At 56.5% G+C, this 22,909-nt stretch carries 19 protein-coding genes; 14 read left to right on the top strand and 5 right to left on the bottom strand.

Annotated features, from left to right (window positions below; all coding sequences use genetic code 11):
• Window positions 1–8: 8 nt before the first annotated feature.
• Window positions 9–881: a helix-turn-helix domain-containing protein gene (locus G565_RS0102310; protein ID WP_028669529.1), complete on the bottom strand. Its 873-nt coding sequence runs from the start codon at window positions 879–881 to the stop codon at window positions 9–11.
• Between the two features lie 272 nt (window positions 882–1,153).
• Between G565_RS0102310 and pobA the strand changes: the two genes are divergently transcribed.
• Window positions 1,154–2,335: a 4-hydroxybenzoate 3-monooxygenase gene (pobA, locus tag G565_RS0102305; RefSeq protein ID WP_028669528.1), complete on the top strand. Its 1,182-nt coding sequence runs from the start codon at window positions 1,154–1,156 to the stop codon at window positions 2,333–2,335.
• Window positions 2,336–2,535: 200 nt separating this feature from the next.
• On the opposite strand, the gene G565_RS0102300 is transcribed toward pobA, so the two are convergent.
• Window positions 2,536–3,441 (bottom strand): ion transporter, encoded by a 906-nt coding sequence (locus G565_RS0102300; protein WP_028669527.1) that lies wholly within the window; start codon window positions 3,439–3,441, stop codon window positions 2,536–2,538.
• Window positions 3,441–4,505 carry a BamA/TamA family outer membrane protein gene (locus G565_RS0102295; protein ID WP_028669526.1) on the bottom strand — a complete coding sequence of 355 codons (1,065 nt, stop codon included), beginning with the start codon at window positions 4,503–4,505 and terminating at the stop codon, window positions 3,441–3,443. Before G565_RS0102295 ends, G565_RS0102300 begins: the two co-directional genes overlap by 1 nt.
• Window positions 4,506–4,683: 178 nt before the next feature.
• On the opposite strand from G565_RS0102295, the gene G565_RS25705 reads away from it, so the two are divergent.
• Together G565_RS25705 and G565_RS0102285 are read left to right on the top strand one after the other, a co-directional pair.
• Window positions 4,684–5,286, top strand: coding sequence for a GDSL-type esterase/lipase family protein (locus G565_RS25705; protein ID WP_169579606.1), 603 nt, complete (start codon window positions 4,684–4,686; stop codon window positions 5,284–5,286).
• Complete coding sequence (locus G565_RS0102285) at window positions 5,283–5,894, top strand: IMPACT family protein (RefSeq protein WP_028669524.1); 612 nt, start codon at window positions 5,283–5,285, stop codon at window positions 5,892–5,894. The genes G565_RS25705 and G565_RS0102285 overlap by 4 nt, the downstream gene beginning before the upstream one ends.
• On the opposite strand, the gene G565_RS22595 is transcribed toward G565_RS0102285, so the two are convergent.
• Together G565_RS22595 and queG are read right to left on the bottom strand one after the other, a co-directional pair.
• On the bottom strand, window positions 5,827–6,630 hold the full coding sequence (locus G565_RS22595; RefSeq protein ID WP_051207163.1) for a lysophospholipid acyltransferase family protein: 804 nt from the start codon (window positions 6,628–6,630) through the stop codon (window positions 5,827–5,829). The two genes, G565_RS0102285 and G565_RS22595, sit on opposite strands and share 68 nt — an antisense overlap.
• Before the next feature lie 97 nt (window positions 6,631–6,727).
• Window positions 6,728–7,813 carry a tRNA epoxyqueuosine(34) reductase QueG gene (queG, locus tag G565_RS0102275; RefSeq protein WP_037337224.1) on the bottom strand — a complete coding sequence of 362 codons (1,086 nt, stop codon included), beginning with the start codon at window positions 7,811–7,813 and terminating at the stop codon, window positions 6,728–6,730.
• Between the two features lie 261 nt (window positions 7,814–8,074).
• Between queG and tsaE the strand changes: the two genes are divergently transcribed.
• The 11 genes from tsaE (at window position 8,075) to rnr (ending at window position 22,779) form a co-directional block, all read left to right on the top strand.
• The gene (gene tsaE / locus G565_RS0102270; RefSeq protein ID WP_245584104.1) at window positions 8,075–8,581 is read left to right on the top strand and encodes a tRNA (adenosine(37)-N6)-threonylcarbamoyltransferase complex ATPase subunit type 1 TsaE; all 507 of its coding nucleotides are present in this window, start codon (window positions 8,075–8,077) and stop codon (window positions 8,579–8,581) included.
• A 159-nt stretch (window positions 8,582–8,740) separates the two neighbouring features.
• Entirely contained in the window at window positions 8,741–10,096 is a 1,356-nt protein-coding gene (locus G565_RS0102265) for an N-acetylmuramoyl-L-alanine amidase (protein WP_245584103.1), read from the top strand.
• A 61-nt stretch (window positions 10,097–10,157) separates the two neighbouring features.
• Window positions 10,158–12,041, top strand: a complete 1,884-nt coding sequence (gene mutL, locus G565_RS0102260) for a DNA mismatch repair endonuclease MutL (protein WP_028669520.1) — start codon at window positions 10,158–10,160, stop codon at window positions 12,039–12,041.
• Window positions 12,042–13,037 (top strand): tRNA (adenosine(37)-N6)-dimethylallyltransferase MiaA, encoded by a 996-nt coding sequence (gene miaA, locus G565_RS0102255; protein WP_028669519.1) that lies wholly within the window; start codon window positions 12,042–12,044, stop codon window positions 13,035–13,037. It abuts the gene before it with no gap.
• 328 nt (window positions 13,038–13,365) lie between these two features.
• Window positions 13,366–13,608, top strand: coding sequence for an RNA chaperone Hfq (hfq, locus tag G565_RS0102250; protein WP_028669518.1), 243 nt, complete (start codon window positions 13,366–13,368; stop codon window positions 13,606–13,608).
• Window positions 13,609–13,661: 53 nt separating this feature from the next.
• The gene (hflX, locus tag G565_RS0102245; RefSeq protein WP_028669517.1) at window positions 13,662–14,975 is read left to right on the top strand and encodes a ribosome rescue GTPase HflX; all 1,314 of its coding nucleotides are present in this window, start codon (window positions 13,662–13,664) and stop codon (window positions 14,973–14,975) included.
• A 65-nt stretch (window positions 14,976–15,040) separates the two neighbouring features.
• Window positions 15,041–16,243: an FtsH protease activity modulator HflK gene (hflK, locus tag G565_RS0102240; protein WP_028669516.1), complete on the top strand. Its 1,203-nt coding sequence runs from the start codon at window positions 15,041–15,043 to the stop codon at window positions 16,241–16,243.
• Between the two features lie 12 nt (window positions 16,244–16,255).
• Window positions 16,256–17,200 carry a protease modulator HflC gene (gene hflC / locus G565_RS0102235; RefSeq protein WP_028669515.1) on the top strand — a complete coding sequence of 315 codons (945 nt, stop codon included), beginning with the start codon at window positions 16,256–16,258 and terminating at the stop codon, window positions 17,198–17,200.
• A 197-nt stretch (window positions 17,201–17,397) separates the two neighbouring features.
• The gene (locus tag G565_RS0102230; protein WP_028669514.1) at window positions 17,398–18,579 is read left to right on the top strand and encodes an ATP phosphoribosyltransferase regulatory subunit; all 1,182 of its coding nucleotides are present in this window, start codon (window positions 17,398–17,400) and stop codon (window positions 18,577–18,579) included.
• An 82-nt stretch (window positions 18,580–18,661) separates the two neighbouring features.
• Complete coding sequence (locus tag G565_RS0102225) at window positions 18,662–19,957, top strand: adenylosuccinate synthase (protein ID WP_028669513.1); 1,296 nt, start codon at window positions 18,662–18,664, stop codon at window positions 19,955–19,957.
• Window positions 19,958–20,385: 428 nt separating this feature from the next.
• On the top strand, window positions 20,386–22,779 hold the full coding sequence (rnr, locus tag G565_RS0102215; protein ID WP_028669512.1) for a ribonuclease R: 2,394 nt from the start codon (window positions 20,386–20,388) through the stop codon (window positions 22,777–22,779).
• The last annotated feature ends 130 nt before the right edge of the window (window positions 22,780–22,909 follow it).

Raw genomic sequence — 22,909 nt, 5'->3', positions numbered from 1 at the left:
TCATGCCACTACGTGCCTGCCTGAGTCCGAAACCCTTTCGGTGACACCCCAGTCAATCGTTTAAAAAACCTCGAAAAATAAGCCGGGTCGGAGAAGCCGAGTTCGTCGGCGATCTGGTTGATGGTCAGGGCGCTGTAGACCAGGCGGCGCTTTGCTTCCAGTATCTGGCGTTCGTGAATCAGCGCCAGCGCCGGTTTGTTGACCGCCTGGCGGCAGATCGCATTCAGGTGGTTGGCGGTGATGCCGATGTCCCGGGCGTAGTCGGCCACGCCCCGGGGCTCCCTGAACTGCGCTTCGATCAGATCGGTAAAGCGCCCAAAGTGATCCTGGGCGGCGGGCGCATCGTGCGTGTCCTGGGGCCGAACCTGGCGCAGCAGCCAGACGAACAGGCTGCTGAGCAGGGATTCCAGCAACACTTGCCGGCCCAGGCCATCGCGTTGGTATTCCTGATTGATGACTTCAAACAACCGCTCAATGTCGCTGCGCCGTTGTGATACCGAGATGCGGTGGCGCACAAATTCACTGAAAAAGGCGTGCAGCTCGGGCAGCGATTGCGCCAGCCGGTGTACCAGCGGGTGCGCCAGCGTCAGGACATAGCCCGCAGCCCCGGGACCGAAAGCAAAGCCGTGAATCGACATCTCGGGCACAATCACCAGGCTGCCTGCGTCGAGGTGGTATTGTTGGGCATCCTGCTGCAAGACGGCTTCGCCCGCATTCAGATAGAGCAATTGATACAGCCCCCGATGACGGTGCGGTTTAATCACCCAGTCGTGCAGGCGGCTGCGATCGGCAATGGCCTCGCAATGCAGCAGATCCGGCGTCAGCCAGGCGGTCTGTTCGCCATAGAGCTTGAACACGGGAATGGGTTTTGGCTCGGCCATGGTGGCACCCAGTCGGTTATTGAATGGATAATTGTCCAGCTATCCATCAAAAGTACAAGAAAAAGCCCATTTTGTTCCTTCTTTTGCCCTCCATATCGACTAAAAATACCAGCATAAGAAAGCGCAGCCAATAACAAACCGGGCTGTTACTGCTACATCGGCCAGACGTCTGTCGGATTTTACGGGGATTGAAGTGAGAGAGTGGGCTGTCGTGGCGCATTCGCAGCCCATGCATCCCAACCCCGACAGTCGCCTAAACAGGAGTACTGAACATGAAGACTCAAGTCGCGATTATTGGTGCGGGCCCCTCGGGCTTGCTGCTTGGCCAGTTATTGCACCGTAAGGGCATCGACAACGTCATCATCGAACAACGCAGCGAAGACTATGTACTGGGCCGCATTCGCGCAGGCGTTCTGGAGCAGGGCATGGTCGACCTGCTGCGTGAAGCCGGTGTCGACGAACGGATGGACCGCGAAGGGCAGGTGCACGAAGGCTTTCATATGTCGTTCGACAATCGTCTGGCCCGGGTTGACCTGAAAAAGTACTCCGGTGGCAAAACCGTGATGGTGTACGGCCAGACCGAAGTGACCAAAGACCTGATGGACGCTCGCAAAGAAGCCGGTGCTCAGTCTGTATACGAAGCCGAAGACGTTACGCTGCACGGCATAGATACCGACACCCCGACGGTGACGTTCACCAAAAACGGTGAAACAGTAACCCTTGAGTGTGACTACATTGCCGGTTGCGATGGGTATCATGGTGTGTCCCGCAAAACCGCGCCGAAAGACGTGCTGAAAACGCACGAACGCATCTATCCGTTCGGCTGGCTGGGCGTGTTGTCCGACACCCCGCCGGTCGATGAAGAACTGATTTACGCCAATCACGAACGCGGGTTTGCCCTGTGCTCCATGCGCTCCAGTACCCGCAGCCGCTATTACATTCAGGTTGAACTGGACGAAAAAGTGGAAGACTGGTCCGATGATCGTTTCTGGGAAGAGTTGAAGCGCCGCCTGCCAGAAGACGTGGCCGCCCGCCTGGTCACGGGGCCGTCGATCGAGAAAAGCATTGCGCCATTGCGCAGTTTTGTCGCCGAACCGATGAAGTTTGGCCGCATGTTCCTGGTTGGCGATGCCGCCCACATTGTGCCGCCTACCGGAGCCAAAGGCCTGAATCTGGCAGCCAGCGATGTGTATACGCTCTATCACGCCATGATCGCAGCCTATCACGATGGCAAGCCGGAACTGCTCGACAAATACTCGGACATCGCGTTGCGCCGCATCTGGAAAGCCGAACGATTCTCCTGGTGGATGACGTCGATGATGCACAAGTTCGACGAAAACAGCTTTAATCAAAAGATGCAGTTGGCTGAATTGGATTACTTTACCGGGTCGGAAGCGGGGCTGGCTGTTATTGCAGAAAACTACGTGGGACTTCCATACGAGAAAGTGGAGTGAGAACGGTAACTAAGAACAGGTAACCACGTTAGAAAGCGATCGGTACCGGGTGCTTCAGGGGAGGGCGTCGGTCCGCATGGATGCGGACCGCCGAGCTTACATTGAAGTACTTGCAGCGACCTCCCCTGGAGTACCCGGTGCCGGTCGCGAACGATTGGCAATTAAGCCGATTCAACAGGAGGCAAGAATATCCACTGCCGTCAACTCTCCTCCTTGTCCACCATCTCCTCCCCGCAAAACCGACAAAACTCCGCATCGGCTTCGTGTCCGGTTTTGCCGCACCCGGGGCAGCCGCGGTTGTCTCTTTGGACGCGTAATTGCGTGGCCAGTTCAGCGGTATAAATACCCGTGGGCACCGCAATGATGGCGTAACCTGTGATCATGACCGCCGAGGCAATCAGTTGGCCGAACGGAGTAACCGGTGAAATATCGCCATAGCCAACGGTGGTTAACGTCACGATGGCCCAGTAGATGCTTTTGGGAACCGATGTGAACCCGGCCTGGGGGCCTTCTACCAGATACATGATGGCCCCAAAGACCACCACCATGGTGATGACACTGTACAGGAACACCAGGATCTTTCGTTTGCCAGTTCGCAGTGCCTGCATCAGGACTTCAGCTTCGCTGACGTAGCGAATCAGTTTTAGTACCCGGAAAATACGCAGAATGCGTAATATTCGAATCACCAGCAGGGAGTTGATTCCGGGTATCACCAGGCTCAGATAAGTGGGGATAATCGACAACAAATCGACAATGCCATAAAAGCTGGTCGCGTATTTCAGCGGATGGCGAACGCTGACCAGCCGCAACCCGTACTCCAGTGTAAACGCGAGCGTGAAGAACCATTCAATGCCGATCAGTTGGGGTCGGTAGCGGGTTGCCACTGAACTGACAGTCTCGAGCATGACCGCCGCCACACTGAGGAGGATGGCGATGATCAATACCACATCGAACAGCTTTCCGGGCTTGGACTCTGCCCCAAAAATGACATCATTCAGCGCCAGTCGCCACGGAGCCAGTGGCTCTGGCGGAGACTCTTCAGCCAGCCGACCCTTGTCGGGGCCCGGGGGTGGAATGTGAAACCGGTCGGTACGACGCTGAGTCATTAAAACGCTTCACCGACACTGATCGCAAAACCAAAGCTTTCCATATCGACCAGACCGAAGTCTGCGCGGATATTAAAGCGTGAATCGGCCAGGGTCGAATAACGAATGCCGCCGCCGACGCTGGTATGGAACCGGTCGACACCGAAATCGCTCAACTCACTGGCCACCTGAGCCGTGTCCAGAAAACCAGTGACTGCCCAGCGCTGAGTAAGCGTCATGCGGTATTCCGATTGCAGGCCCAGTAAATGATGGTCGACCCAGAGGTTGCCGTCCGCACCGCGCAAAGTGCGTGCACCTTCCGGCCTGGGAAGGCGGCTAAAGGGTGTGGTTTCACACCCATAATCGTAATTGGCACCGAGTGCGATGACATCGTCACCCACGGCAAAGTAGTAGCTGGTATCGGTCTCGATGGTGCCGAAATTGCTGTCGCTGCCCAGAAATTCGACATACTGACGACCGGTAATACTGACCTGACTGCCAGCCGTTGGCCAGTCTCTGTCGTTCCGCGTATCCCACCGTGCCGTTAAGCCGAGACCGCTGTAAAAACCGCCTTCATAGCCGCGCTGACCACCGCTGAGCAGAGGGTTGCCCGCATCGTCTTCTATCGTCTCATTGTCGGCAAACACCAGGCCGCCCAGGCGCAGGGTGGGCGAAACCCGGTAGGCCGCGCCGAACTCGGTTTCAACAGTCGTAAGGTCGTAGATTTCCTCGTCGTCATCGAAACCGGAGTCGTTGCCTTGCTCGTAGTAGGGGGTTGGCCAGTATTTGCCGCCCAGAGTACCGTATAGGTTCCAGTCACCACCGGCCACATAAAAATCCGGCCAGATATAGGCCTGAAACTGGCCTTTGGCGGTGCCTTGCAGCAACAGTTCGAGACGGTCCTGCGGCTGGTTCAGGCTGGTTTGTCTGAACTGACGCATCACATAGGCGCCGTATTGAAAACCGGTCTCGGGGCTTGAGCCAATGGCTGGCAGCAACACCCAGTTGGCGGGTCTCAGGTTTTCAGCCTGCACCGAGCCTATGGCAACGGTCAGGGTCAGCAGGGATAGCGTTTTTAGGGTCATCACGCACTCTTGTTAGGGTGGCCGGAAACAGGCTTCACTATAACCAGCCAGACCAGCGTCGAAAAGGTGAATGCGGCAATTGCTGCTGCATCAAGTGGGTAAAGTGATGCAAGTGACTGGAGAAGACACCGCTGTTTGCCGATATACTGCATGAATGATTCACCGCAGTAGAGATGGTATGAGCACCGTATTGCTGACAGACCTTAATATTTGTGTACTTGGCGACGGTATTGCCAGTGGCGAGGGCGATACCCAGAACCGCGGCTGGGCCGGGCAACTGGTCGACAGCGTGCGTGCCGATCACGGTCCCTTGAACTATTACAATCTGGGCATCGTTGGTCAGAATTCTGAGGCCGTGCTTCAACGCCTGGGTGAGCTCGAGCCGCGGATGCCCCTCGGAGCTGATAACCGCCTGATTCTGGCGTTTGGGCTTATGGACGCCGTTGGTGTGCGTGGCGAGGAACCGCTGCCAGCCAAGACATCCTGGCACAATCTGGCGACGTTGCTGAAAGAGGTTCATGGTCACTATAAACCACTGCTGATTGGACCCCCTGCGGTTTACGATCCGGCGCAGAATGGCCGGATAAAACGCATCAATGGCGGCTATCGTGAACTGTGCACCCGGGCCAGGATACCCTATGTCGACCTGTTTACATCGCTACAGGACGACGTTCAATACCGTCGTGAACTGAACCAGGGTGATCGCCTGCACCCGGGGTCTTTTGGTCACCGCAAAATATTCGATCTGGTCAGCAACGACCGCAGCTGGTGGTTCGGTTGAGTTGTACTCTCAAGGCGCCCGTCTATGCGGAACTCGAGGTAAAGAAAAGTCGCTTTCTGGCCTGGGTAGAGCCGGTCGCTGACCCGCAAGCCGTGCAGACCCGGTTGGCTGAATTGCGCAAACAGTATGCCGACGCACGCCATCTGTGTTTTGCGTTTTACGTGAGTGGCAACAGCGGCATGAGTGACGATGGTGAGCCCTCGGGTACCGCTGGCAAGCCCATCTTCAATGTGATCAGTCACAAGCACCTGGTCAATGTGTTGGCTGTGGTGGTGCGCTATTTTGGAGGCGTCAAACTGGGTGCAGGTGGCCTGGTCAGGGCTTACGGAGGCGTCATTTCATTAGCGTTGGAGCAGGCGGAATGGGTACCGGTTGAGACGATGCATCCCTGGGCGTTTACTTGCCCCTTTGCGTTGGAAAGTGAGCTTCGCCGACTATTGGAACGCTATCAACTGATGCCAGAGCAGGTCGAATATTCGACCGGAGTCCAGATTGAAGTGACCGTGCCCGAAAGCCAGCTCAGCGACCTGCGTCGTGACTTCATGGTTCTGGCGCCGCAGCGGAGCGATTTGATCGAGCGCCGGGTAAGGGCGTTGCGGGAATCCTGAGTGATAGCGCAATGGCCAGTCTCGCCTGGTCCGCTAATTGCCTGCGGGAGCAGGCTTCACTGGCCAGTGCTGGCAGTGCGCTTACCTCAACGGTTATCTGTTTTTCGCCCAATACCCGCATAATATTTGAGGCCATGGATTCCTCGCCATAAGGGATGATGGGATGGTTCGGGTCGTCGCTGCTGTAGCGGATCGCAACCGGAACCACGGGTAAAGCCGTCTCAATAGCGGCTGCAAACAGGCGGGGGTGGAATGGGCGTAACCGATCTCCCGGACCCGTGGTGGCTTCCGGGAAAAAGGTCAGGTACCGGTCTCCGCCGCCCTGTCTCATCAATGCTTGCATCAAGGTAAGAACTTCGGCGTGCTGACTCTTGCCCCGGTGAATGAATAGGGTGCCGCCCCGGCGAGCAAGCCAGCCGATGACGGGAATCTGCCCCACTTCGATCTTGGCCAGAAAGTAGGTGGGTAGAACGCTGCCCAGAACCGGAATGTCCAGCCAACTGATGTGATTGGCCGCGATCAGCCCGCGCGCCTGGTCCGGTGCCTGTAACAGACTGACTTCCACCCTCATAACCCGCAATAGCCGGGAATACCACCATTGTGCCAGCAGGTGTTTGCTGTGCCGGTCGAGCCAGCCAAGGCGTCGGCCGAGGTCGTGACCCAAAATCAGAAAAATGCCCAGAATCAAAGCACCCACCAGGCCGAGCAAACGCACCAGGCGTCTTAACAGGCGCATTGGGCGAGTCGCTTTACAGCATCGGAGGGGTATTCGACAGACACATGAACAGCCTTTAATTGAGGTTGGGGTATCGTATCGCTGAACCTGGGATATCTCAAACGGCCGGCAAGTGATTATGTTGCGACAAAGCCCACTGAATATGTTCCTGAACCAACGGGCTTGCCTCGGGGAGTCGACGCTGCAAAGCCGCAATAATGGCAGCGCTGGTGGGCGCGTTACCCAGGGCCACGGCCAGATTGCGCTGCCATTGTTCAAAGCCTATGCGTCGAATGGCGGACCCTTCGGTGTTGCTCAGGAAGGTGGTTTCGTCCCAGTTGAACAGAGTCAGTAAACTGATGTTATCCAGTGAATGACGAGGCTGAAAGTCGGCTTCACGGGTGGGTTCACTGAAGCTGTTGAACGGGCAGACGATCTGGCAATCGTCACAGCCATAAATGCGGTTGCCCATTTTGCTGCGCAATTCGACCGGAATCGGGCCACTGTGTTCTATGGTCAGGTAACTGATGCACTTGCGCGCGTCCAGCACGCCGGCCTCCACGAAAGCATCGGTCGGGCAATCGGTCAGGCAGCGATTACAGCTGCCGCAGTGCTGTGTTTCGAACGGTGTGTCCAGCGGCAAAGGCAAGTTGGTAAACAGTTCGCCCAGAAAAAAATAGCTGCCGGCCTGCTGGTTGAGCAGCAGGGTATTTTTGCCAAGCCAGCCCATACCACTTTGCTGAGCGAGCTGTCGTTCGAGAACCGGTGCGCTGTCAACAAAGGCTCTGTAGCCGTGCTCTCCAACCCAGGACTCTATCGATTTACCCAGTTGAGTCAGGCGTTTGCGCATCAGCTTGTGATAGTCGCGGCCGAGTGCATAGCGGGAGATGTAGGCTCGATTGGGGTCGTCCAGTGCGGCTTGCATGTCGCCCTCGGGCCGGTAGTCCATGCGTACTGAAATGGACCTAAGGGTGCCTGAATGCAATTTGCTGGCGTCGAATCGTTTGTCCAGGTTTCGAGCCATCCAGCTCATGCTGCCGTTATAGCCTGCATCCAGCCAGGCCTCATAGCGCGCCTGATGCGCCTCGGTATTCCCGGAGCCGATGTGGGCTGATTGAAAGCCGAGCGATGTCGCTTCGGATTTGATCCGTTCTGTCAGGTGAATCAGATCCAGACTTGGAACGATTTGGGTGTCAGCGGGCATGAAGCGATAGCCAGTTTGGAAGCAGGGTGTAAAGTGTGCGGCCATAAACCGGGTTAGACAACCCATGGGTTCCGCACCCGTGGCACGTTGATGTTACACTTTGCGCGTTTGTGCGCGAAATGTCCGGGCAAGTGATCCATCCGTGATGTTCGGTATGTAAGGCACACAGCCAGAATGCGTGAGGGGAGCCAGCCTGCTGCCAGGCGAGTCAAACCCTAACCGAATATTGCCGGTAAACCACGAACGGAGAAACAGAACATCGTGTTGTCGATCACTGTCAGTGAAGTTGAGATGGCGTCTGTCGGGCAGTGTCTGGCATCGGCGTTGCGTGCCAATGGCGGGGGTATTGTCTATCTCGACGGTACTCTGGGCATGGGCAAAACCACCCTGAGCCGGTCTGTGATTCAAGCCTGCGGCTGGTCGGGTAAGGTCAAGAGCCCGACTTACACGCTGCTTGAACCCTATGAGTGCAACGACATTACCGTGGTTCATTTCGACCTGTACCGACTGGCCGATGCCGAAGAGCTGGAGTTTATGGGGCTGCGCGATTATCTGCTGCCCAACGCCCTGTGGCTCATAGAGTGGCCGGAACGGGGCGCGGGCGTGTTACCAGCAGCCGATGTCGTGGTACATTTCAGCGATGCCGGGGCTCTTGATGGCAGTGACGGTCGTCTGCTCAGGTTCGAAAGCGCCACTTCTGCGGGAAAACGCATGGTTGACTTATTGCAGCAGCAACTGCCGAAAAGGCTGACTAGCTGGGAGAAATAGAGCCCGTTTCTATCTGTTTTTAAAACACTCGCGCGAACGTTTTACAAAATTATTATTTTTAAAAATCAATGATTTGGATGTTATTGATTTCAATGGAATCTCCTTGTTTCGGGTACGAGCCTGGTGTTTGGCACGATGCAATTGGTAATGGGACAGTAAATGAAACAGTGGTTTATGAGCCTGGCGATGCCCTTGGGTTTCCTGATGGGTATGGTCGTTATTCCCGGTGGTGTCAGCGCCACTGAAATAGAGGACGCCCGTATTTGGCCGGCGCCAGACAACACCCGCCTGGTATTTGACCTGAGTGGACCGGTTGAACACAGGGTGTTTGTGTTGTCGAACCCGAGTCGGGTAGTGGTAGACATCAGTGATGTGTCGCTGGGTATTAACCTGGCCAGCCTGGCGCTGGACAATAGCGGCGTCTCACGCATTCGCAGTGCTCAACGCGAGGGCGGAGAGCTGCGTGTGGTGCTCGATTTGTCGACTCAATTGAACCCGCGCAGCTTTGTTCTGCGCCCCAATGAACAATATGGCCATCGTCTCGTGCTCGATCTGGAACGGCCGCCTGGTCTTTCCATGGAGCCCAGCGAACGACAAGTCAGTCGCAGCGCTGATGATCTGTCAAACCAGCAACGTAACATCGTTATTGCCATCGATGCCGGACACGGTGGTGAAGACCCGGGGGCGATTGGCCCAAGGGGGACGCGTGAAAAAGACGTCGTACTGGCCATTGCCCGTGAACTCTATAACCAAATGGACGACCTGCGCGGCTATGAGCCCGTGCTGATGAGAACCGGCGACTACTATCTGTCACTGCAACGTCGGCGGGAACTGGCGCGTGAAAAGCGGGCTGACCTGTTTATCTCCATCCATGCGGATGCCTTTACCAACCCCCGGGCGTCGGGGGCGTCGGTGTTTGCCTTGTCTTCAAGTGGCGCGACCTCGGCTATGGCGGGGTATCTGGCAAACCAGGAAAATGCGGCGGATGTTATCGGCGGTGTGAACGGCATTAGCCTGGAAGATAAGGATGAGGTGCTGCGCTCCGTGCTGGTTGACCTGTCGATGACGGCGACGCTGAGATCAAGTCTCGATGTGGGCAACAACATTCTAGGCCAGATGAAACAAGTGGCGCGCATGCACAAAGCCAGTGTCGAGCAGGCGGGTTTCGCGGTTTTGAAATCGCCGGATGTGCCCTCGGTACTGGTCGAGACCGGGTTTATTTCCAACCCGACGGAAGAGGCGAATCTCGGTTCGGCGGGTTATCGCAGGCAACTGGCAACCGCCATTCGACAAGGCGTGACTCATTGGTTCGAAAGTAATCCGCCACCGGGTACCTGGGTCGCCTGGCAGAAGCGTGAGGCGGGTACCTTGCGGCGCTATGTTGTGGTCAGTGGTGATACGTTGTCGGGTATTGCCTCGCGCAACAACACCTCGGTCAGCCGGTTGCGCGAAGTGAATCAGTTGAACGGCTCGGCCATTCGTATCGGTCAGGTGATTCTGATCCCCCAGGGTTAGGGAGACTCCCTGGCGCTCAGTGGTGGCGAACACCCAAATTAGAGACAGTAAAGGTTCTGGTATGCGTCGAATACTAACGCTCTCTCCCCGGCTGGCGAACCAGATAGCGGCGGGTGAGGTGGTTGAACGGCCCGCTTCGGTGGTGAAGGAACTGGTCGAGAACAGTCTGGATGCAAAGGCAAACCGCATCGATGTCGAAGTCGAGCAGGGTGGCGTCAAGCTGATGCGCATCCGCGACAACGGCTCGGGTATTGTCCGGGAGGATCTGGCGATGGCGTTGAATCGCCACGCTACCTCGAAGATTCATAATCTGGATGAACTGGAAGCGGTAGCCTCGCTCGGTTTTCGCGGTGAAGCACTGGCGAGTATTGCCTCAGTGTCGCGCCTGATGCTGACCTCGAAGCCGGCCGAGCAGTCTGAGGCCTGGCAGGTAAATACCCACGGCCAGGACATGAACACTGAAATTCTACCGGCCGCCCATACCGACGGAACCACCGTTGAGGTCCGCGATCTGTTTTTTAACACGCCGGCTCGGCGCAAGTTCATGCGCACTGAGAAAACCGAGTACAACCACCTGGAAGAGGTCGTAAAGCGACAGGCACTGGCACGATTTGATGTTGGTTTCAGTTTGCGCCACAACAACCGGACGATTCACTCACTGCGCCCGGCGACCACTCAGGCCGAGCAGGAGCGTCGGGTGGCTCAGTTGCTCAGCCCGGACTTCATGAACAATGCGCTGGTGATAGACGCTGAAGCGGCGGGTTTGCACTTAACTGGCTGGGTGGGATTGCCAACGTTTTCCCGGTCGATGGCGGACATGCAATATTTCTTCGTTAATGGTCGGGTGGTGCGCGACAAAGTGATCTCGCATGCGGTGAAGCAAGCCTATCGGGACGTGCTCTACCACGGCCGCCAGCCTTGCTTTGTATTGTATTTGCAACTCGATCCGGGCGGCGTTGACGTTAATGTTCACCCCACCAAACACGAAGTCCGCTTTCGCGACCAGCGCCTGGTGCATGACTTCCTGTTCAGGCAGTTGCACCGGGCACTGGCGCAAGTTCGGCCCGATGCAGACAATGATCCTTCCCGGGCACAGTCATCGTCTCCGCAGGGGCTGCGTCCCCAGGCCACGGGTACAATGGCAGGAGAGTTTGCCGGGCAGCAGCGTATGGATATGTCGCCGCCGGTGCACGGGGGTGGCTATGATCATTCCGCCGGTGCCACACAGCCTGCGTCTGTTGCGGATCAGATCGGGTTTTATCAGGCGTTGTATCCCGCTCCTGCCGGGTCATCGCCTGAACACCCGGCGCCGGGCGCCTGGGATCGGCCGGCTCAGCCATTGCCGGATGCCGATGGCGACATGCCCCCGCTGGGATTCGCCGTGGCTCAGTTGCACGGTATTTTTATTCTGTCGCAAAGTCAGCACGGGCTGGTTGTGGTGGACATGCACGCCGCCCATGAACGCATCACCTACGAGCGGATGAAGCGTCAATACGATCAGCAAGGCCTGCAGGCCCAACCGGTTCTGGTGCCCCAGAAACTCTCGGTCAGTGAGCGCGAAGCGAATGTTGCCGAGGAATTTGGGCATTTGCTGGTGCAGTTCGGCATGGTGATCGAGCGGCTGGGGCCGGATACTCTGATTGTTCGCCAGACACCCGTGTATCTCCAGCAGGCCGATGTTGAACCACTGGTGAGGTCGGTTCTGGCCGATTTTATGGAGCATGAGACCTCGGATGCCATTGTAGCCCGGCGCGACGAGATATTGTCCAGCATGGCTTGCCATGGTTCGGTACGCGCCAATCGTAAGCTGACCATTCCCGAAATGAATGCTTTATTGCGGGACATGGAGCGCACTGAACGAAGCGGCCAATGCAACCATGGCCGCCCCACCTGGACCCAGCTATCGCTTGATGACCTCGACAAACTGTTTCTAAGGGGGCGATAGGTGAGTCCACAGGTACCCACGGACAAACCAGCCGCTGTGTTCCTGATGGGGCCAACAGCGGCAGGCAAAACCAATCTGGCACTGTCGCTGGTGGACTCCGGGCAGTACGAGATCATCAGTGTGGACTCAGCCCAGGTGTTTCGCGGAATGGATATTGGCACCGCCAAGCCGGATGCGGCCACTCTGAAGCGGGCACCTCACCATCTGATCGATATCTGCGACCCGGCCGACAGTTACAGCGCTGCCCGGTTTCGAACCGATGCCCTGGGCGTCATGAACGATATTCAGCAACGGGGCCGGATTCCCTTGCTGACGGGCGGAACCATGCTCTACTTTAAAGCATTGGTTGAGCCAATGGCTGATATGCCACCGGCCGACGAAGTGGTGCGCAAGGCGTTGTTGGCGCAATTGGACAATGAAGGCCTGGCACCCTTGCTTCACGAGTTGGAGCGGGTTGACCCCAGGGCGTTCGCGGGCATAGACCGCCAAAATCCACAGCGAGTCGTGCGCGCTCTGGAAGTCTACCGGGTGAGTGGCCGGCCTATCTCAGCGTTCTGGGCTGAATCCGTGAACGACGGCAAGGGTCGTCTGGCCGACCAGGCCGCCGATGCGTTTCCCTGGCGCCTGCTACAACTGGCCGTCATTCCCTCTGATCGAACCGTTTTGCATGAGCGCATAGCGTTGCGGTTCCGTCAGATGCTGGATCAGGGTTTTGAGCAGGAAGTACGCGCGCTGATGGCGAGAGGAGACCTGCATCCGGACTTGCCCAGTATCCGGGCCGTAGGTTACCGGCAAATGTGGCAGTACCTGGAAGGCCAGATCGACCATTCAACGCTGATCGACACCGGGGTAGCGGCCACTCGTCAGCTGGCAAAACGGCAACTGACCTGGCTGCGCAAATGGCCGGAGCTGGCGGTGTTGGACCCGGTCGGTGCCGACGGGGATCGCCGCATTATTGACCAGGCGTGGCAAATCTTGCGTAAATCGGGACTTTAGTAGACGAATTGCATCCACATCAGCTTGAAATTCGCCTACAATTCCACAATATCTTGCGGATTGTGGAGTGATCTGGCGGGCGTTTGCCGGCCCGATCGTGACAACCCAGACTTTTTGTCGACCCGGGGCACGCAAGCCTGACCAGTAAGGGTTCAGACCATCCGGTTTAGGCCGGGTGTGCGAAACATGCCAGTCAGGCTATGGTGTCAATGGTGACGCTGGAGCAATCCATCCACGGCAAGCCGGGTGCTTGAATGTCCAGTGACGTTCGGCACTGTCGGAATGCCCATAAACGATTACTATAATCCTTCGTTAAAAGGAGTTCGACATGTCAAAGGGGCATTCGTTACAAGACCCTTTCCTCAATGCGCTGCGGAAAGAACGTATTCCAGTTTCAATCTTTCTGGTGAATGGCATCAAGCTGCAAGGGCAGATTGAGAGCTTTGACCAGTTTGTCATCCTGCTGAAAAACACCGTGAGCCAGATGGTCTACAAACACGCCATTTCCACTGTGGTACCAGCACGTAATGTTAAAATTCCTCATGAAAGCGAAGAAGTCACCATCGAGTGATGACGCCGTCATGCAGGTTAGCCCGGTCAATGTCCGGGTATCGGAGAGTCTGATTGTTTTTTGAACGTGTCGAAGGCGGGGACCGAGCGGTATTGGTCCACGTCGATTTTCCCGAATCTGCCAACCGGGAAGACCCCCGGGAATTCGAAGAGCTGGTGACCTCTGCCGGCGCCACGCCCGTGGCTACGCTTGGCGGGTCCCGATCGGCGCCGCACCCGAAGTACTTTGTCGGGTCGGGCAAGCTGGAAGAAATCAAGGCGGCGGTTGAGGCTACCGGGGCTGAGGTGGTGTTGTTCAACCATACTTTGTCGCCTTCTCAGGAGCGTAATGTCGAGCGCGCGGTCGAGTGCCGGGTGCTGGACAGAACCGGGCTCATTCTTGATATCTTTGCTCAGCGCGCGCGCACCCATGAAGGCAAGCTTCAGGTCGAGCTGGCTCAGTTGCAGTACCAGAGTACCCGGCTGGTGCGTGGCTGGACCCACCTGGAACGTCAGAAGGGCGGGATTGGGTTGCGAGGCCCCGGTGAAACCCAGCTGGAAACCGACCGGCGGTTGCTTCAAGTGCGCATCAGTACCATTCATCGTCGGCTCGAAAAGGTAGAGAAGCAGCGTGACCAGGGTCGACGCGCGAGAACCCGGTCGGATACGCCGACCATCTCGCTGGTGGGTTACACCAACGCCGGCAAGTCAACGCTGTTTAACGCCCTGACGCAGGCCGAGGTGTACGCGGCCGACCAGCTATTTGCCACCCTTGACCCCACGTTGCGTCGACTGAGCATTCCCGATATGGGCGATGTTGTATTAGCCGACACCGTGGGTTTTATCCGGCATTTGCCGCATAAGTTGGTACAGGCGTTTAAAGCGACCTTGCAGGAGACCGCCGATGCCGATTTGCTGTTACATGTGGTCGATTGTGCTGATGAAGACCGTATAGAGAATATGGAGCAGGTTGAGCTGGTACTGGAAGAAATTGGCTCGATGGACCTGCCCCGACTGGAAATCTTCAATAAGATTGACCTGTTGGACGATTTTGCCCCGGCCATTGAACGGGATGACCAGGGCCGACCGGTGCGGGTCTGGGTGTCCGCACAGTCGGGTCAGGGACTGGCATTGATTCAACAGGCCATTGCTGAGTGCCTTGGTGATGAGATTATTGCACGTAAAATCAGCCTGAAACCGAACGAATCGGCTTTAAGGGCTGCACTCTATCAGTACAATGCGGTACTGTCTGAGGATTATGATGCACAGGGGCTGTCGGTCCTGGATATACGAATCCAGAAGAAAGACCTAAAACAGTTGCTGAAGAAAAACGGCCTCGATGCAGAGCGGTTCGGTGTTAGCGAACCCCGGGAATTTTTTGAGTTGTGACGGTTATCGGCTATCGGCCGACGATCATCAACCCAACCCTTTATCATTTGAAAACGGAGATGACCATGGCGTGGAATGAACCACCAAATGGCAACAACAATAACGATCAGGATCCCTGGGGGAACCGGCGCCGTAAAGGCAACGATGGCCCGCCAGATCTGGATGAAATTTTCAAGCAGGTCAATGAGAAACTGAATAAGTGGCTCGGCGGCGGCAAAAAGAAAGGCGGCGGTGGATCCGGTGGCACTGGTGGTTCCGGTGCCAGCATTGGGGCCATTTTCGGTATTTTACTGGTGGTGTTTGTGGCTTACGCCGCCTATGACTCGATTTATACAGTCGATGAATCCGAGCGGGCGGTTGTTCTCCGTCTGGGCGAATTCAGCAGCGTTCAGTTGCCAGGTTTGCATTTCAAGGTACCGTTCATCGATCAGATTGATCAGAAAGTAAACGTTACCGAAGTTCGAAGCCTCCGCTTGCAGGAAAGTATGCTCACCGGAGACGAGAACATTGTATCTGTGACCATGTCGGTAGAATACCGTGCTGCGGATGCTGAAAAGTTCGCGCTGAATGTGCAGCAGCCGGAAACCAGCCTGGCGAACGCCGCCGAATCAGCTCTGCGCCATGTCATTGGCTCCGCCACACTGGAGCAGGCACTGACCGTCGGTCGAGACCAGATTCAGGTGTCGGTGCGTCAGCGTTTGCAGAACTACCTGAACCTCTATGACGTGGGTATTGAACTGGCGCAGTTGAACATCAACGACACCTCGCCTCCGAACCAAGTGCAAGCCGCGTTCGATGATGTGATCACCGCCCGAGAGGACCAGCAACGGCTGATCAACGAAGCCCAGGCCTATGCCAACCAGATTTTACCGGTAGCTCAGGGTCAGGCGCGTCGTCAGTTGGAAGAAGCTCAGGCCTATCGTGAGCAAGTGGTTGCTAACGCAACAGGTGAAGCGGACCGTTTTACCGACATCCTGGGTGCCTACAGTGAATCACCGGAAGTGACGCGCGAACGTCTCTACCTTGAATCCATTTCACGCATCTATGCAAATACCAATAAGGTGTTGGTGGATGTCGAAGGTGGTAACAACATGATGTATCTGCCACTGGATCAGTTGCGTAACAACGCTTCGGGCGGACAGACGCCATCCGGCCAGGTTCTGAGCCCGACCGGATCCGGATCCAATGTGAATAACTTGTCGAGCAGTGAAGTGCGAAGTCTGACTGATCAGATTTTGCGTGAAATTGACCGCCGGCGAGCAAACTGAGGAGGCTGAACTATGAGTACTCGTAATACAATCCTGCTCGCCGTGCTCGCTCTGGTTGTCTTTATTGGCTTGCAAAGCGTTTATGTCGTGAGCGAAAAACAGCGTGCTATTAAACTGCGATTTGGTGAAGTGGTTGCAGCCGATGTTGAACCAGGCCTGCAGTTCAAGGTGCCGTTCATTGAGAACGTGCGCAAATTTGAAGCCCGTCTCATTACACTCGACAGTGAATCTGAGCGATTCATCACCAGCGAACAGAAAGGTCTTGAAGTAGACGCCTATGTTCAATGGCAGATAGATGATGTGCGTGAGTTTTACACAGCTACCAGCGGGGGCGATTTCTTCCGTGCTAACACCATTCTGGGTAACCGGGTTAATTCGGCACTGCGTGACGCCTTCGGTCGTCGTACATTGCGTGAAGTGGTTTCAGGGCGTAGCGAAGACGAGCCACTGTCAACAGGAACCGAGATCGAAGACGAGGGTGAACGGGATCGGCTGTTGCGAGAAGTGACCGCCGATGTGGACAGTTTTGCTCGCAGTGGTCTGGGCATCAGGGTTATTGATATCCGGGTGAAGGCAATTGACTTGCCACAGGAAGTGTCGGCTGACGTATTTAGCCGGATGCGTTCGGACCGTCAGCAGGAAGCTCAGTTGTTCCGGTCTAACGGTGAGCGGGAAGCCGAAGAAATCAGAGCTTCTGCCGACCGGCAAGAAACCGTGATACGGGCCAATGCGTTTCGTGAATCGGAACAGATTCGTGGTGAAGGAGACGCCGAAGCTTCACGGGTCTATTCAGACGCTTATTCTCAGGATGGTGAGTTCTACAGCTTCTATCGCAGCCTCGGCGCTTACGAACAAAGCTTTGGCGGAAACGGCGACATACTGTTGCTGGAACCGGACAATGACTTTTTCCGCTACTTGCAATCGAAAACGGGCGTGCTGTCCCCAAGCGAAGAGTAGCCAGGCCTGAATGCCCCGCCCTTTGAGAAATAGTTAAAAAAGGGTTGGGGACCGGCCATTGCAAGTGTAGAATCCATCAACCGGGCTCTGTGCCCGGTTTTTTTGTGCCTGGTGTTGGCAAATGGCGGCCTGAAAGCCGCGATGAGACCACAACGTCCGGTAAAATCCTGATTGAATGAACGGGAACGTGTTTCGGCATGACCATAGCAGAACGCTGGCTGTTGCCCGACGGTATCGAAGAAGTCCTGCCGCCGGAAGCCGCACGAATTGAGGCCTTGCGCCGACTTCTTCTTGATGAATACCGTACCTGGGGTTACGACCTGGTGATTCCGCCGAGCGCCGAATACCTGGAATCCCTGCTGACCGGTGTTGGCCATGACCTGGACTTGCTGACCTACAAGATCACCGACCAAACCAGCGGTCGCCTGATGGGTCTGAGCGCCGACAATACTCAGCAGGTTGCGCGGATGGACGCGCACAGCCTGCCACGCAAAGGTGTGGCCCGCTATTGTTACTCAAGCAATGTGCTGCACACCAAAGCCACGCACCTGTTGTCGTCACGCAGCCCCATTCAGGTGGGTGCCGAACTGTATGGCTATTCCGGAATCGACAGCGATATCGAGATCGTTTCGTTGATGCTGACTTCGCTGGCCCGGGCCGGATTGGTGAACGTAACGCTGGATCTGGGCCACATTGGTGTTTATCAGGCCCTGATAGAAGCGTCGGGCCTGGAAGGCGATGAGGCGGCTCAACTGTTCCGACTATTGCGCCACCGTTCGCTGCCGGAGCTGAATCGCTGGCTGACAACGGCCCCGTTGACCGATGATTTCAAGCGCTGGTTTGCGTTGTTGCCTCAATGCGCGGGCTCCATGGATCAACTGGCAAGCTGGCCAGAGCGGTTTGACGGCGCACCCGAAGGTGTGCTAACGGCACTGGATACCCTGACCCGGATCGCCGAGGCATTGAAGGCGCGCTTTGCGGATCAGCCGATCCATCTCGACCTGGCTGAATTGCGCGACTTCAATTACCACACCGGTTTGGTGTTTTCGGCGTTTGTGCCGGGTTTTGGACAGGCTGTTGCCAAGGGCGGTCGGTACGACTCAACCGGCAAAGTATTTGGCCGGGCGAGACCGGCGACAGGCTTCTCCAGTGATTTGAAAATTCTGGCCAGTCAAACGCGCGGCCAATGGCATGAAGCAGCGGGTATACGGGCACCAGCGGTGTCCGATCCGCTGCTTATTGAGAGAATCAGCCAATTGCGGGCAGCTGGCGAGCGGGTTATTCAAGTGTTTACAGAGCAGACGGCGCCCGAAGAACTGGGCTGCGACCGGGAGCTTGTGCTGGAGCAGGGCGACTGGCAGATAAAGCCGCTGACCTGAAGCGGCTCAGCGCTGCTTGGCCTGGCTGTTTCGGACAGTCAGCGAATTAACCAACCATTTTATCAACTACAGGCAAAATACAATGGGTAAGAATGTTGTCGTACTCGGCACCCAGTGGGGTGACGAGGGCAAAGGTAAGATCGTCGACCTGCTGACGGAAAAAGCGTCGGCTGTGGTGCGCTTTCAGGGCGGGCACAATGCCGGCCATACCTTGGTTATCGACGGTGTCAAAACCGCATTGCATCTGATTCCTTCAGGCATTTTACGCCAGGGCGTCAACTGCATCATTGGCAATGGAGTCGTGTTGTCGATTGAGGCGCTGCTGAAGGAAATGGCCATGCTTGAAGAGCGTGGCGTTCCAGTGCGCGAGCGACTGCGCGTTAGCCACGGTTGCCCATTGATTTTGCCGGTACACATCGCCCTCGACCAGGCGCGTGAAAACCGTCGTGGTGAAGCGAAGATCGGGACCACCGGGCGCGGTATTGGCCCGGCCTATGAAGACAAAGTTAGCCGTCGTGGTGTGCGTCTGGGTGATGTCTTTCAGCCCGGTTTCGCCGATAAAGTCCGCGAGTTGATGGATTACCATAACTTTGTGCTGGTTAATTACTATGGCGTAGACGCCATAGACGTCGACAAAACCCTGGCTGAAGTGACCGAGCAGGCGCAAAGCATTCGCGACATCACGGTCAACTCGGTCGGCCTGATTCACAGCATTCGCGAGCAGGGCGGCGACATCATGTTCGAAGGAGCCCAGGGCTCACTGCTGGACATCGACCACGGCACCTACCCCTATGTGACGTCCTCAAACACCACCGCTGGCGGTGTTGCGACAGGCTCGGGTGTTGGACCGCTGTACCTGGACCAGATTATGGGCATCACCAAGGCCTACACCACCCGCGTAGGTGCCGGCCCGTTCCCGACGGAGCTGTTCGACGACGACGGCAAGTACCTGGCCAAGAAAGGCAATGAGTTCGGAACCACCACGGGCCGCCCGCGTCGCTGCGGCTGGTTCGATGCCGTGCTGGTCAAGCACAGCATTCGCATCAACAGCATCAATGCCATCTGCCTGACCAAGCTGGATGTTCTCGACGGCCTGAAAACGGTCAAGGTATGCGTGGGCTATCGCGATGAAGCGGGCAACGAGGTTGAGTGGCCGGAATCAGCAGAAGCCTTCGCCCGGGTAACACCGGTCTACGAAGAGCTGCCGGGCTGGGATGAATCCACTGTTGGTGCGAGTGAACTGAGCCAGTTGCCACAGGGCGCACGCGATTACATCGCCTACCTGGAAAAAGCCATTGGCGCGCCAATCGATATCGTCTCAACCGGTCCGGACCGAATTGAAACCATCGTATTGCGCCACTCGTTCGATATTCAGTGACCCGAGTTCCGGCATTTGCATAATGCCAGCGGTGGGTGACGGTGGTGCCTACGCGGGGTAGTCCGCAGCATGGACTAAAACGCCTGGAGCGTTTTAGCATGAGCGAAGCGAGCCCGAAGGGTGAATCCCAGGGAGGGGATTCATATCCTGCGGTCTAGGCCCCATGGATGGGTTTACGCCGACCCCGCGTAGGCACCACCGTTAGCCGCCGCGTACGACAACCACCGAACCTAAGCCAGCCTCTCCGTTTTGGCCGTAGCCATGCTGTTACAGCCGTCTGCAGACAACCTTATTCAGAACCCAAACAATGCGTTATACTGTGCGCGCGTTAGTCAGCCGATACCCATTGGCCGCCGAGGCGGTTACCAAACTGGAGGTTGACATGGACGCACTATTGATCAAATTTTAATCAACAAGGATTACGACCTATCAGCCGACGGAAACCTGCTGACCCGAATCTTGAACGGGAAGCTGAGAAATACGAAAACCCCATTCCCAGTCGGGAATTTATTCTGGAGCACCTGGAAAACCGCCAGGGCCCCGCAACACACCCCGAACTGTGCGATGAGCTGGGCCTTGCCGACGACGAACGCGATATTGAAGCACTGCGTCGCCGTCTGATTGCCATGGTCCGCGACGGCCAGTTGCTGTGCTCGCGCAAAGGCGCCTTTGGCCTGATCGACAAGATGGATCTGGTTAAAGGCCGGGTGCAGGGCCACCCCGATGGCTTTGGCTTCCTGATTCACGATCAGGGCGGCAAAGACTACGTGTTGAACCACCGCCAGATGCGCTGCTGCTTTGATGGCGACGTGGTATTGGTCCGCAAGGGCGGTACCGACCATCGCGGGCGCGTTGAAGCCATTATCACGGAAGTGCTCGAGCACAATACCCACGAAGTAGTGGGCCGGTATTTCAACGACGGTGGCATTGGCCGGGTTGAACCGGAAAACCGTCGTGTCAGCATCGATGTATTGATTCCAGCAGGCAATGAGGGCGACGCTCAGCCCGGCGAAATCGTGGTGGTCGATGTGCTCGAGCAGCCGCAGTTCCGGCGCCAGCCGGTCGGTCGTGTTACCCAGGTTTTGGGTGAGCACATGGCACCGGGCATGGAAATCGACATCGCCCTACGCACCTATGACATTCCGCATGAATGGCCGTCCGAGGTCGAACACCAGATCGACGGTATGAGCGATCAGGTTGCCGAAGCCGATAAGGAAAACCGGGTTGATCTGCGCGACAAAGCGTTTGTCACCATCGACGATGAAACCGCGCGCGATTTTGACGACGCGGTACTTGCCGAGTCGGTAAAGGGCGGTGGCTGGCGTTTGTACGTTGCCATTGCCGATGTTTCCAGCTACGTGGCGGTCAACTCGCCGCTGGACGTTGAGGGCCGCAAACGATCGACCTCGGTGTATTTTCCCGAGCGCGTGATCCCGATGTTGCCGGAAATATTGTCAAACGGTCTGTGTTCACTGAATCCGAACCTCGATCGTCTGACGCTGGTCTGTGAAATCAACGTCTCGGCCACCGGTAATATTGACAGTTACCGCTTCATGGAAGGCCTGATCAATTCTCACGCCCGCCTGACCTATAACAAGGTAGCGCCGTTGCTGGAACCCGAAACCGCCGCTGAGGCGCGGGAAACCATGCAGCAGGAATACGGTGAGGCGGTGCTTAAAAACCTGACCACGCTGCGCGAGCTGTACAAGATTTTCCGCTTTCAGCGGCGCAAGCGTGGCGCCATCGATTTTGAAACCGTCGAAACCAAAATCGTGTTCGATGCCGATCGCAAGATAGAACGCATTGTGCCCAGCGAGCGTAACGATGCGCATCGCCTGATCGAAGAGTGCATGCTGATCGCCAACGTCTGTACGGCGAACTTTATGCAGGAACTCGAGATTCCGGCGCTGTACCGGGTGCACGATACGCCATCGCCCGAGCGTCTGGAAAACCTGCGCAAATACCTGGGTCAACTGGGGCTGGATCTTAAAGGCGGCGATAAACCGCATGCTAAGGATTACCAGACGCTGTTGAACCAACTCAAAGGCCGGGAAGATTTCCAGCTGATTCAGACGATGCTGTTGCGGTCGATGAATCAGGCCAAGTATCAGCCTGACAATCTGGGCCACTTTGGTCTGGCGTTTGATGCCTACACCCATTTTACCTCACCGATTCGCCGCTACCCGGATTTGCTCACCCACCGGGCGATCCGCAGCGTTATCCGTTCCGGCAAGCGCACGTCGCTGGTGCGTCGGGTGCGCAGTGCACCCAAGCTGAACCAGAAAGACATCTATCCCTACGATCTGCAGGCCATGGTTGAGCTGGGTGAGCATTGCTCACTGACAGAGCGCCGTGCCGACGAAGCGACCTGGGATGTGGTGGCCTGGCTCAAGTGCGAATACATGAAAGACCACGTTGGCGACGAGTTCATGGGTACGGTGTCGTCTGTGACTAACTTCGGGCTTTTTGTTCAGCTAGATGAAGTCTACGTTGATGGTCTGGTGCACATCAGTTCGCTGGCCAGCGATTATTACCAGTTCAACGAAGTGGCGCATTGCCTGGTCGGGGAGCGCACGCGAGTCAGCTATGGCCTGGGTGACCGGTTACAGGTCAAGGTTATGCGGGTTGATCTCGATGACCGTAAAATCGACTTTGAACTGTCGGGCGACTGGGTGCAAAAGCCAGCTCGCCCCGGTACTGCCAAAGGCTCAAAGGCCAAGGCACGTCCGGCACAAAAAACCGGCGCCGGTGACGAACCGAAAAAAGGCAAGAAGTCGGGCGGTAAGCGCAAATCCCGCCCGCGTCGTAAAAAAGAAAGCTGACATCCCGATAGACAGGATCACCTCACACGAAATGGGGGTGGTCTATCGGTCCAACTCCCGTTCGTGCTGAGCTTGTCGAAGGGCCTTGGGGCGTTTGCCCGGCCACCGGTTTAATCTGATTCCCAAGGGG

Origin of the sequence: Saccharospirillum impatiens DSM 12546, assembly GCF_000423605.1 — a bacterium.
Classification (GTDB): Bacteria; Pseudomonadota; Gammaproteobacteria; order Pseudomonadales; family Natronospirillaceae; genus Saccharospirillum; species Saccharospirillum impatiens.
Note: the sequence above shows the minus strand (reverse complement) of the source record. Positions and strands in the feature narration are given on the sequence as shown.

Excerpts from the sequence above, each read along its gene's own strand:
- queG (WP_037337224.1), bottom strand. The coding sequence starts at position 7,813 with ATGCCCGCTGACACCCAAATCGTTCCAAGTCTGGATCTGATTCACCTG.
- hflK (WP_028669516.1), top strand. The coding sequence starts at position 15,041 with ATGGCGTGGAATGAACCACCAAATGGCAACAACAATAACGATCAGGAT.
- G565_RS0102225 (WP_028669513.1), top strand. The coding sequence starts at position 18,662 with ATGGGTAAGAATGTTGTCGTACTCGGCACCCAGTGGGGTGACGAGGGC.
- G565_RS22595 (WP_051207163.1), bottom strand. The coding sequence starts at position 6,630 with ATGCGCCTGTTAAGACGCCTGGTGCGTTTGCTCGGCCTGGTGGGTGCT.
- mutL (WP_028669520.1), top strand. The coding sequence starts at position 10,158 with ATGCGTCGAATACTAACGCTCTCTCCCCGGCTGGCGAACCAGATAGCG.
- G565_RS0102310 (WP_028669529.1), bottom strand. The coding sequence starts at position 881 with ATGGCCGAGCCAAAACCCATTCCCGTGTTCAAGCTCTATGGCGAACAG.
- pobA (WP_028669528.1), top strand. The coding sequence starts at position 1,154 with ATGAAGACTCAAGTCGCGATTATTGGTGCGGGCCCCTCGGGCTTGCTG.
- G565_RS0102295 (WP_028669526.1), bottom strand. The coding sequence starts at position 4,505 with ATGACCCTAAAAACGCTATCCCTGCTGACCCTGACCGTTGCCATAGGC.
- G565_RS0102265 (WP_245584103.1), top strand. The coding sequence starts at position 8,741 with ATGAAACAGTGGTTTATGAGCCTGGCGATGCCCTTGGGTTTCCTGATG.
- G565_RS0102230 (WP_028669514.1), top strand. The coding sequence starts at position 17,398 with ATGACCATAGCAGAACGCTGGCTGTTGCCCGACGGTATCGAAGAAGTC.
- hfq (WP_028669518.1), top strand. The coding sequence starts at position 13,366 with ATGTCAAAGGGGCATTCGTTACAAGACCCTTTCCTCAATGCGCTGCGG.
- hflC (WP_028669515.1), top strand. The coding sequence starts at position 16,256 with ATGAGTACTCGTAATACAATCCTGCTCGCCGTGCTCGCTCTGGTTGTC.
- G565_RS0102300 (WP_028669527.1), bottom strand. The coding sequence starts at position 3,441 with ATGACTCAGCGTCGTACCGACCGGTTTCACATTCCACCCCCGGGCCCC.
- G565_RS25705 (WP_169579606.1), top strand. The coding sequence starts at position 4,684 with ATGAGCACCGTATTGCTGACAGACCTTAATATTTGTGTACTTGGCGAC.